This window comes from Sphingopyxis sp. SCN 67-31 (genome assembly GCF_001725095.1).
On record NZ_MEFH01000028.1, the window covers coordinates 1 to 10,762 of the forward strand.

Here is a 10,762-nt window from a genome sequence, read left to right on the forward strand (position 1 = left end):
ACGAGCATCAATGGTGGACGCGGCCATGCTGTGTTCGGCGCCGAGTATAACAAGAGCCGGGGCACCGGTGGTTGCTACACACGCGGCTTCTGCAACAACGAAGTGGGCGACCTGACGGGCACGCCGGGCGTGAATGGCCGGCCCGCGCACAACATCACCTATAATCTGCGCACCGCGACCCTGACCCCCGGCGGCCTCATCAGCGCCACCGTGAACGCCGCAGGCGTTCGCACGGCAGCGCGCGGCGGCCCGCTGAGCGGCATCCAGTTCGACGCCAGCGGTCAACCGACCGCCTTCACCTATGGCGCGAACGCCAATTCGCTGTTTCAGGAAGGGGGCAGCGGCGCGGGTCTCAACACCTTCTTCGACGACCCGCTGCTGCAAATCCCGGTTACACGCTATAATGGCTATGGCTATCTCGATTATGAGTTCTCGCCGGCCTTCACGGGCTTCGTCGAAGCAAGCTACGGACATGTGGCCGGCTATCCGCGCGGTCCGGAAATCCGCGACATCGGCTTTCCCGCTGCCGGTGACGTGATCAAGGTCGACAACCCATATCTGCCGACCTCCACCCGCAACATCATGATCGCCAACAACATGTCGGCGATCGTCCTCGGCAAGATCGGCAACGAATTCGGCAAGATGGACAGCGTGTCCGAGCGCGACGTCATGCGCGTGACGGCGGGCGGCAGCGGCGAGCTGGGTGGCAGCTGGAAATGGGACGCTCACGTCCAGTGGGGCGTGACGGACTATCACCAATCCACCATCAACAATCGCATCACCGCCAACTTCAACAAGGCGATCGATGCGGTGCGGAACACCAATGGCGACATCGTCTGCCGGGTGAACGCTGACGCGACCACGACCAACGACGATCCGGCCTGCCGGCCGCTCAACATCATCGGTACCACGAACTTCACACAGGAGGCCAAGGCCTATGCCTTCGGCGCTTCCAATCATTATTCGGAGTTCTCGCAGCTGGCTGGCGCAGCCAATATCCAGGGTGAACTGTTCGACATCGGCGCCGGTCCCGCCGCTATCGCCATGGGCGTCGAGGCGCGGCGCAACAAGCTGGACATTCAGGTCGATCCAATTTCCGCACGCAACGGCTTCTACGTCTATAACGCCACACCCTCGACCGGCAGCGTGACGGTGAAGGAAGGCTATATGGAGGCCGCGATCCCGCTGATGCGCGACAGCGCGTTCGGATCAAGCCTCGAGCTCAACGGCGCGGTGCGCTATGCCGACTACAGCACCAAGAGCCCGACCTCCCGTAACAATTTCAACGCCTGGACGTGGAAGGCTGGCGCGACCTATCGCCCGATCGACGCAGTGCTGCTGCGCGCCACTTATTCCCGCGACATTCGCGCGCCCAACGCCTCGGAACTGTTCACCACGCCGGTTGGCGGACAAGCCGCGCTCTATGACACCAAGACGAGCAACACCGTGTTCGTTCAGACCTTCACGGGCGGCAACATCAACCTGACACCGGAGAAGGCACGGACGTTCACGGCCGGCTTCACGCTACAGCCGCGCGGTGCACTCACCGGCTTCCGCTTCTCGGTCGACTACTACGATATCCTTGTAAAGGACGCGATCTCAACGATCGCCGGGCAGCGCATTGTCGACAACTGCAACGCCACGAACGATCCGCAATATTGTTCGCTCGTGACGCGCGACGTCAACGGACAGCTCAGCACCGTCTCGATCCTGTTCCTCAATCTCAACCAGCTGAAGCTGCGCGGCGTCGATTTCGAGGGCAGCTATCGCTTCGATGTCGGCAGCGCGAAAGTCGACCTGCGCGCACTCGCAACGCACAATATCAAGCTCGAAAGCAGTGCGACGCCCGGCGTCAATCGCGCGGGGGACAACGGCTTGTCCGGCGTTCCGTCCTGGGTCGTTGATGCCTTTGCCGGTATCACTGTCGGCCGCTTCGGCATGAACCTGCAGGGGCACTTCCTCTCCGCAGGCAAGGTCGACGCCTCGTTCGTCGGTCCGGAAGACGCTGGCTACAGCCCGACGCTGAGCAACAGCATCAACACCAACCGCGTACCGTCGCGCTTCTACACCAATGCCGGCCTGACCTTCGACCTCGTCAATGACGGCAAGCGGAAGGTGCAGATCTACGGCAATGTGCTCAACCTGTTCAACGTCACGCCGCCGCCCTACTGGAACGGCGACAACAACTCGGTGAACTATGACAATGTCGGCCGGCGCTATCGCATTGGCGTCCGCACCAACTTCTAACAGGAGCACGGGTCATGGCTGAGGATACCGGAGCGGTCGCAGCAAGCCGTCGGACGTTTCTGGGAGCATGCGGTGCGTCAGCAGCGCTGATCCTCGCGGGAGAAACGCAGGCGGCCACCAGGGCACCGGTCGTCAACACGCGCGACGGTCGCCTTCGGGGTACGATCGAGGACGGCATCCATGTGTTCCGTGGCATCCCTTACGGGGGGCCGACCGGTGGTGCCGGTCGGTTCCAGCCACCGACCCCGGTGAAGCCATGGACCGGCATTCGTGATGCGCTACGTTACGGTCCGTCGGCGCCGCAACTCGCGCCGCCCGGCGGCCAGCCCATGGCGGATCAGAGCGAGGATTGCCTGGTCCTCAATATCTGGACACCGGGCCTCAATGACGGCCGCAAGCGTCCGGTGATGTTCTGGGCGCATGGCGGCGGCTTGTCGGTCGGCTCGGGCGCCGATCGATTCACGGAAGGACTGAGACTGGCGAAGCGCCACGATGTCGTGGTCGTGACGATCAATCACCGCCTCAACCTGCTCGGCTATCTCTATTTCGGCGACCTCATGCCCGCCGGCGCCACAACTCCCAATGTCGGCCAGCTCGATCTCGTCGCGGGGTTGCGCTGGGTGCGGGACAACATCGCGCTGTTCGGCGGTGACCAGGACAACGTCACGATCTTCGGCCATTCCGGCGGCGGCACGAAGGTCGCCGGCCTGCTGGCGATGCCAGCCGCCAAGGGCCTGTTCGGCAAGGCGATCCAGCAGAGCGGGTTCGGCACATATTCGGTCTCTCCGGCCGAAGGACGGCAAGTTGCCGAGCAGCTCCTGACGACCCTGAATATCCAGAAGGGCGACCTGGCCGCGCTGCAAGCCGTGCCGACAGACAGGATGCTGGCAGCCCTCCAGACCATTACGCACGGCCACCCGATGGCCGGGCCGGGCCTCACCCCGGACGGGACCATTCTCCCGCACACGCCCTTCGCGCCCGAGGCGCCCGGCATCTCGCCCGACATTCCCATGCTGGTGGGCCATGCCGAGACAGAAACGACCGTGCTGTTCCCGGTCGAAGGTGCATTCACGCTGGACTGGGCGGGCCTGGACAAGGCCTTGCAGGGAACGGTGCGCGACCCTGCCGGCTTCATTTCCGCGATGCGCCAGCTGCGCCCGCAAGCATCCGCCAGCGACATCTACTTCGCGATCACGACCGAGATCGGGATGGGCCGCAATGCCCGCATCGTGGCGGAGAAACGCGCGGCCGTGGCAAAAGCGCCGGTCCATGCCTATCTGGTGAGCTGGCGCACGCCGCAGCGCAACGGCGAATTGCGCAGTCCTCACGGCGTCGAGGTGCCGCTGGTGTTCGACAATGTCGGCGCCTTCAAGGGCGAGTTGGGCGCACGCACAGCCGATGCCCAGCGCCTCGCGGACATCATGAGCCGGATGTGGACCAACTTCGCACGGACGGGCGACCCCAACGGCGCCGGCTTGCCCCCTTGGCCGGATTACAAATTGCCCGGCCGCGCCACGATGATTTTCGACGATCGTTGCGTGGCGAAGGACGATCCGCTCGGTCGTGAGCAGGCGCTGGTCGCGCAATATGGCTAAATGGCTGCTCGGCCTGCTGATGGCACTCAGCGCCGTGCCGGCCTGTGCAGGGCCGGCGAGCCTGATCCCGCTCCCTTCACGGGCAGTGATCCGCCCTGTGATATCCTGCACGGAGCTGGCCGCGCCCGTGACCGTCGAGCAGGAGGGCATCGCCTTCCGCGTGCGCTCCGCCGTCATCGTGCCAGCGAGCGCTGGGAAGGCGGAAGTCTGCCTCGTGCGTGGCTATGCGGCGCCTCAGACCGCATTCGAGATCCGACTCCCGACAAACAGCTATTCGGGTCGCTTCCTGCAAGGCGGCTGTGGCGGGATGTGCGGGGTCGTGGGGGAAACGATCGTTCCCCAGTGCAGCAACGCGCATCTCTCCAGCGGGACATTCGCGACGGCCTTCAACAATGGCGGGCATGACGGCACAGGCGTCGGCGACGCCACCTGGTCGATTGGCGCGCCCGAGCTTCGCGAGCAGTTCGCCCACAAGGCGACCCATGCCGTGGCGGTTGCTACCAAGGCCCTGATCAAACGCTTTTATGGCCAGCCCCCAACCCATAGCTATTTCGTCGGCTGTTCGGGCGGCGGCCGTGAAGCGCTGATGGAAGTGCAGCGCTATCCACAGGATTTTGACGGCGTCGTAGCCGGATCATCCGTCTCCATGCCGGCGGCTATGCAGTTGTTCCTCTGGGAAGCACATAATGGCCTCGATGCGAACGGCGCCGAGATTTTCACGAGCGAAGCCGTGAGCCTGCTTCACAAGGCGGTGCTGGCGGCCTGCGACAGGCTCGATGGCATAAGCGACGACCAGATCGACGATCCGCGTGCCTGCCACTATGACCCTGCCAAGCTGCTCTGCGCTCAAGGCGCCAGCGCCAACTGCCTCACAGCCCAGCAAGTGGCGGCGGCGACGGCCTGGTATCGCGGGCCGCATGACGCAGACGGTCACGCCCTCTATCCCGGCGGCGCGCCCTATGGCGCGGAACTTGGCTGGGTCGGGCCGGGCAGCGCGACCCGCACCGGCAAATTTGCGGCGGAATCCTTCTTCAGATATCTTCTGTTCCCGGGCGAATTGCCTGCCGGCTTCAGCTGGCGCGACTGGCATTTCACGCGCGAGAGCCTTGCCAGATTGCTCGCGGCCGGCGCGCCCTATGATGCGGCGGAGCCGGACATCTCCACCTTTCGGGATCGCGGCGGAAAGCTCATCCTCTGGCAAGGCGTCGCGGACAACATGGCAGGCGCTTATGGGATGCTGGATTATTATCAGGCCGTGCAGGACAAGATGGGCGGGCTGGAGGCCACGCGGCGGTTCGCGCGGATGTTCCTCGTGCCGGGCGGTTATCACTGCGCTGGGGGCTACATCCCTTATGAGCAGGATCTGCTCGGCGCGATGGTCAACTGGGTTGAGCTGGGAGCCCCCGCTGACGGCGTGATCGCCACTGCCACGCTCACTGACGGGCGTGTGAGGCAGCGCCCGCTTTATGCCTATCCAACGCGCACACGCTATCTTGGCGGCGATGTAGACCTCCCAACGTCCTTTGCGCCGCAAGCCGTCCGCACAGCGCCGAACGATGGCTTCAACTGGCCCGGCTCGCGGGCCAAGGCCCCTCATATCGGCGGTGCAGGCCCACGCTAAGCGACAACGGCTCCGTTGCACGATGAAGGCGCTCGCGCATTGACTTATCGCTGCACATGTCGCTGATATGGCAGCGCAAGAGAGGATTTATGTGCGATTTTTCTGAAGAAGCCGCGACTTTCCCGCAAAGTGGTCGCACCCGCCAGATCTATCCCTCGCCCGTCGGCTGGATCGGTACCGGCCAGCCTGACATCGAGGCCGACCTGCTCGTCAAGCTCGGTCCCGACACCGTCATGATGATGGGCGACAACCCCGCCCTTCCCCGCATGCCCGAGAAGCCCAGGCTCATGGACTTCTTCAAATATCGCTTCGGCGACATCACCGTGCGCCACCTTCTGTCGAGCGGTCTCAAGGCACTTGAGAGCGGGCAGGATGAAAAGGTCGTCATGGCCTGCCTGCTGCATGACATTTCCAACGGATGCCTCATCCGCACCGATCACGGCTATTGGGGCGCGCAGATGATCGCCCCCTATGTGAGCGAGGAAATCGCCTGGGCTGTGCGCTATCACCAACCGCTGCGCTATTTCGCCGACGAGGCCGCAGGCTATGACTATCCGGAGAGCTATCATCGGTTTTTCGGCGCCGACTATGTGCCACCGGAATACATCCGGCGCGATGCCGACTATGCCCGCAACCATCGCTGGTACATGACCTCGCGCCTCGTCACGATATACGACTATTATTTTTTCGAGGACGTCGGGCCAGTCGACCCGGAGATTTTCACGGACATCATCGGCCGCAATTTCCGAGAGCCGGAAGAAGGGCTCGGTTTCGACAGCTCACCGACGGCGCACATGTGGCGCACGATGATCTGGCCGAACAATTTCCTGTAACATTGCCGCTCCGGCCGCTCAGTCCGGCGAACCTGCCGGTTCAGAAGCAGAATTGGCCTGCCGCGCGGCTGCCGCAGCGCCCGGCTCGATCCGCAGCAACATACCGTCCGTATCTTTGGGGCCACGCAACCGCCCCTCGGTCAGGACATAGATATAGCCGTCCGGTCCCTGCCGGATGTCGCGAAAGCGCACGTCCAGCTCGTTCAGCATCGTATCGCCCTGTCGGATGAAGTCGCGGCTGACGACCATCTGCGCGATCATCTTCGATCCTCCACCCGCGACCAACAGGCTGCCTTTCAGCCGAGGGAATTTATCGCCGGTGTAGAAAATCATGTTCTCGGGATTGAAGGTCGGATTCCAGTAGAAAATCGGGTTATCCATGCCGTCCCGATACCAAGGCTGATCCGAGACCGGATTTCCGTTGTAATGGCGCCCGAGTGACACCAAAGGCCATCCGTAATTGTGCCCGGGAAGAATGCGATTGATCTCATCGCCGCCTGAAGGCCCGAACTCAGATGCCCACATCTCACCGGTCTTCGGATCCCAGGCGATGCCATAGGGATTGCGATGTCCATAGCTGTATATCTCCCCCTTGGCCTTCGGATCGTTGACGAAGGGATTGTCCGGCGGGATCGAACCGTCAGCGCGCACACGCAGCAGCTTGCCGATGTGGTTCGCAAGACTCTGCGCCTGCGGGCGGGCGCTCGACTGGTCGCTGTGCGTCGTGCCGTCACGGTCGCCCACGCTGATGTAGAGCATCCCGTCCGGGCCGAAGATCATTCTTCCCCCATAGGTGCCAAGAGGGCTTTCCCACGCATCGGTAACGAGAATGTCCTTCACCGCTGTCAGACGGCCCTGATCAAAGCGGGCCTGCGCGATGGCGAGCGTCGTTCCCCGCTGTGGCTCGCGCTCCTTTGTGTACGAGATGTACAGCAGCTTGTTCTTCGCGAAATCGGGATGCAGGACGATATCGTGCACGCCGCCCAGCCCGACATTGTTGAGTGCCGGCAAGCCCGCGACGGGCGTCGGATCGAGCACACCGTCCTTGACGACACGCAGGCGCCCGGGGCGCTCGGTTATGAGCATGGTGTGCCCGTCCGGGAGGAAGACCAGGCCGTCCGGATGGGATAGCCCTTCTGCCAGCTTGACGACCCGCAGGGCCATGCCACCCTTGCTCTTGAGCACGACCGGCTTGTCGACCGCCGCACCAGTCAAGGCATCGGGCGGGTAGTTGCGAACGATTTCGGCCGGCGTCAGCGGTGCCGTGACGCCCGGCGTCACGATCGATTGAGCAAAAGCAGTCACGGGAAGGGAGGCCAAGGCCGCGACCGCCAAGGCCAGACGGGTTTTGCGTGTCATAAGTTCCTCCACGGCAGACATGATAGTTACGCTTCGTGCGGACACACGGCGCGGTTGTGCTGCAACTGACTATTTGATGCTCATCGCCACCAGTTCGGCAGGATGATCGACACCGCCGACACCGACGACGATATATTGCTTGCCCTTGAACATGTAGGTGATCGGCGGGGCTGTCGTCCCGGCGCCGAGGTCGATCTGCCAAGCCACCTTGCCGGTCTTCTTGTCATAGGCGCGGAACATGTTGCCGCCGCTCAGCTTCGGGATGCTGAGGCCGACCATGTCGCCCTCGCCCAAGAACAGGAATGACTTGGTGAGCAGCGGTGCGGCGCGACCCGCCTGGCCGAGTTGCGGAAGGTTGAGCCCTTTCAATGCCGGATGGTCGCGAGGACCGTCTCCATTAGGGACCATCCACAGATGGTCGCCACTGTTAAGGTCAATTGCGGTGATGCGGCCGTAGGGCGGCTTGACCATAGGCAACCCCTGCGGCCCCTCCATGTAGAGGCTGGACTCTGGAGGACGACGGTAATTGTATCGGCTGATCCAAGGCACGGTCACCGACGGGACGTAGAGGATGCCGGTCAGCGGATCGAGCGCAGCGCCGGTCCAGTTGGCTCCTCCTACCCAGCCGGGCAGATACAGCGTGCCGAGCTTGCCGTCTTCCCCGCCGGCGACCGACGGTGGCGTGAAGATGTCGCCATGCACATAGCGACTGAGGATCTCTACCGCTTCGGCGCGCAACGCCGGCGTGAAATCGATCAGTTGGTCCTCGCTCATACCCTGGCGATCAAATGGCGCAGGCTTTTGGGGAATGGGTTGCGTCGGCGAGGCCTTTTCTCCGGGCATGGTGGATGCCGGCACGGGCGTTTCCACGATCGGGAACAGAGGTTCACCTGTCACCCGGTCAAAAGCGAATACGAAGGCGGTCTTGGTCACTTGAATGGCGGCCTTGCGCATCCGGCCGTTGACCTTGATATCGGCCAGGATCGGCGGCGTCGGCAGGTCATAGTCCCACAGGTCGTGATGGACGGTCTGGAAGTGCCAGACCTTTTTGCCGGTCGTTACATCAATCGCGACGAGGGAATCCGAATACAGATTGTCGCCGGGACGCAACCGGCCGTCATAGTCGCTGGGCGGTGCGCTCAGCGGCGCATAGACATAGCCGAGTTGCTCATCGGCGCTGAACCCGTTCCATGTCTTGGTCTTGCCGCCCTGCCGCCAGGTTTCGTTTTCCCATGTCTCGGTACCCGGTTCGCCCTCGCGCGGCACGGTGTGGAAGGTCCATAACAATTTGCCCGTCCGCACATCGAAGCCACGGATGTCGCCGGTCAGCGAAGCCTTGTTGATATCAGCCGTTCCGGTGGCGATCGGCTGGCCGCCGATCACGATCACGTCCTTCACGACGAGCGGTGCTGGGGCATTCCAGGAATAGGCATTTTTCGGGTCTTCGCGCAGGTCCACACGCCCCCGGTCACCAAAGGACTGGACCAGAGCACCCGTCCTAGCGTCAAGCAGATAGATGTAGGAGCCGCGCACAGTGACGATGCGGGCGCCGGTGCCCTTGCCCCACATCGCGATGGCGCGGCTGGCATTACCCGTTGTGGGCGTCTTTTCGCCCTCGAAGTTCGCCTGGCGCCAGATGACCTTCCCTGTCCCAGGATCTCGCGCCTCTACCTGGCCGAGCTGGTTGCTGATGTACATGACTCCGCCAACGACGAGTGGCGCGTTGCGGAAGTTGTTAGACAGCCTGAGGCCGGGATTTTCGCTCGTCACGGCAGGATCGGTTGCCGGCGCGCGCCAGACGACCTTTAGGCGCTTGATATTGCCGGCATTGATCTGATCGAGTGCCGAATATTTCGTGTCGCCAATGTCTCCGCCGAAATGCGCCCAGTCTGCAGTAGCCGCCGCATGGGCCGTGTTCGCGGCGAGCGTCAGCGCAAGGGCAAGGCTCATCGACCTCAGAACCCTCATTTGGTCTTCCCCTCAGTGTCTGTAGAGATCATCGTTGCAAGCGCCCTAGTAACCAACGGCGTAGCCCATGCGGCGCGGATCCGATCCGGCCATTCGAGTACCAAACTGGCTCAGCAACACTGCCTGGATGCTTCCGATCGAATAAGGACCGACGGCATCCACCTTGTGCCCCATGGCCCGCAGCGCGGCGAACGTCTCCTGCGGAAAACGGGACTCCAGTTGCAGGGTGACGGCTGCGCCGGGCGTGTAGAAGCCGGGCTCTGCGTCCAAGGCGAGCCGGGGAGCCTCGATGGCCGCCTGTACCGGCATGCCGCGATCGATGACGTTGATGAGGTGCTGGAACTGCGTCTGGCCGATGGTCTCGCCGCCGGGGGTGCCGAAGACCATCTTGAACTGACCCTTGTCGAGAACGATCGTCGGACAATTGCCGAGCAGCGGAATCCGGCCACCTTTGACGAAGTTTGGATGGTCGCGATACGGGGCGGTGGAGCCGCTGCGCAGGCCGTTGTTGCAGAGCATGCCCGTGTCGCCCATGACAACGCAAGCACCGAAGCCGCCCCCTAGCGTGGTCGTGACGCCGACCGCATTGCCCTCGCTGTCGGTAATCGAGATGTTCGTGGTGTCGCCCGGCACGCGCGACGCGGCACGGGAAGAACGAGGCGGGACGCGCGTGCCGCCGATGTCGGCGCCGGCCGGAAAGGCAATGGCACGCGCCGGATCGATCAGCCGGCGACGTTGCTCAGCGAACGCCTTGGAGATGAGCGTCGCGACCGGCGTCGGGCTGGATGCCGGATCGGCGGCATAGCGATAGACGTCCGCCTTGGTGACCTTGATGCATTCGGCGATCAGATGGAGCGCCTGCGGACTGTCCGGCGCCATCGAACCGATGTCGAAACCTTCGAGCAGGTTCAGTTGCTCGCAGGTCTCGAGCCCCGTCCGCGAGGTAAGCGGTGAGCAGATCACATCGAGCCCGCGATAGCTCGTCGCGACAGGCTCGACCCATTTCGGTTTGTAATTGCGCATGTCGTCCAGCCGCAGCCAGCCGCCGCTCGCTTCCGAGAAGCGCGCCATCTCCTGCGCGATCGGCCCGGTGTAGAAATAGTCGTAGGCCGCCTTCAGGGCGCCATCGCGGCTGGCGC

General features: G+C 63.3%; 7 protein-coding genes. 4 read left to right on the forward strand and 3 right to left on the reverse strand.

Going from position 1 to position 10,762, the window contains the following annotated elements; all coding sequences use genetic code 11:
• The 4 genes from ABS88_RS04670 to ABS88_RS04685 all read left to right on the forward strand — a co-directional run.
• Window positions 1-2,247 (forward strand): TonB-dependent receptor domain-containing protein (locus ABS88_RS04670; protein ID WP_286749254.1); only part of this gene is annotated, 2,247 nt, incomplete at its 5' end.
• A 14-nt stretch (window positions 2,248-2,261) separates the two neighbouring features.
• Window positions 2,262-3,842, forward strand: a complete 1,581-nt coding sequence (locus ABS88_RS04675) for a carboxylesterase/lipase family protein (protein WP_286749255.1) — start codon at window positions 2,262-2,264, stop codon at window positions 3,840-3,842.
• Window positions 3,835-5,463 carry a tannase/feruloyl esterase family alpha/beta hydrolase gene (locus tag ABS88_RS04680; RefSeq protein WP_286749256.1) on the forward strand — a complete coding sequence of 543 codons (1,629 nt, stop codon included), beginning with the start codon at window positions 3,835-3,837 and terminating at the stop codon, window positions 5,461-5,463. Before ABS88_RS04675 ends, ABS88_RS04680 begins: the two co-directional genes overlap by 8 nt.
• Before the next feature lie 89 nt (window positions 5,464-5,552).
• The gene (locus ABS88_RS04685) at window positions 5,553-6,296 is read left to right on the forward strand and encodes an HD domain-containing protein (RefSeq protein ID WP_286749257.1); all 744 of its coding nucleotides are present in this window, start codon (window positions 5,553-5,555) and stop codon (window positions 6,294-6,296) included.
• Window positions 6,297-6,314: 18 nt separating this feature from the next.
• On the opposite strand, the gene ABS88_RS04690 is transcribed toward ABS88_RS04685, so the two are convergent.
• The 3 genes from ABS88_RS04690 to ABS88_RS04700 all read right to left on the reverse strand — a co-directional run.
• Window positions 6,315-7,655, reverse strand: a complete 1,341-nt coding sequence (locus ABS88_RS04690; protein WP_286749258.1) for a PQQ-dependent sugar dehydrogenase — start codon at window positions 7,653-7,655, stop codon at window positions 6,315-6,317.
• Between the two features lie 69 nt (window positions 7,656-7,724).
• On the reverse strand, window positions 7,725-9,605 hold the full coding sequence (locus tag ABS88_RS04695) for an outer membrane protein assembly factor BamB family protein (protein ID WP_286749259.1): 1,881 nt from the start codon (window positions 9,603-9,605) through the stop codon (window positions 7,725-7,727).
• Window positions 9,606-9,668: 63 nt separating this feature from the next.
• The coding region (locus ABS88_RS04700) for a gamma-glutamyltransferase family protein (protein ID WP_286749261.1) at window positions 9,669-10,762 on the reverse strand (1,094 nt) is incomplete at its 5' end.

What these genes read in the sequence shown, in the direction of transcription:
- ABS88_RS04675 (WP_286749255.1), top strand. Translation starts at nt 2,262, where the DNA reads ATGGCTGAGGATACCGGAGCGGTCGCAGCAAGCCGTCGGACGTTTCTG.
- ABS88_RS04680 (WP_286749256.1), top strand. Translation starts at nt 3,835, where the DNA reads ATGGCTAAATGGCTGCTCGGCCTGCTGATGGCACTCAGCGCCGTGCCG.
- ABS88_RS04685 (WP_286749257.1), top strand. Translation starts at nt 5,553, where the DNA reads ATGTGCGATTTTTCTGAAGAAGCCGCGACTTTCCCGCAAAGTGGTCGC.
- ABS88_RS04690 (WP_286749258.1), bottom strand. Translation starts at nt 7,655, where the DNA reads ATGACACGCAAAACCCGTCTGGCCTTGGCGGTCGCGGCCTTGGCCTCC.
- ABS88_RS04695 (WP_286749259.1), bottom strand. Translation starts at nt 9,605, where the DNA reads ATGAGCCTTGCCCTTGCGCTGACGCTCGCCGCGAACACGGCCCATGCG.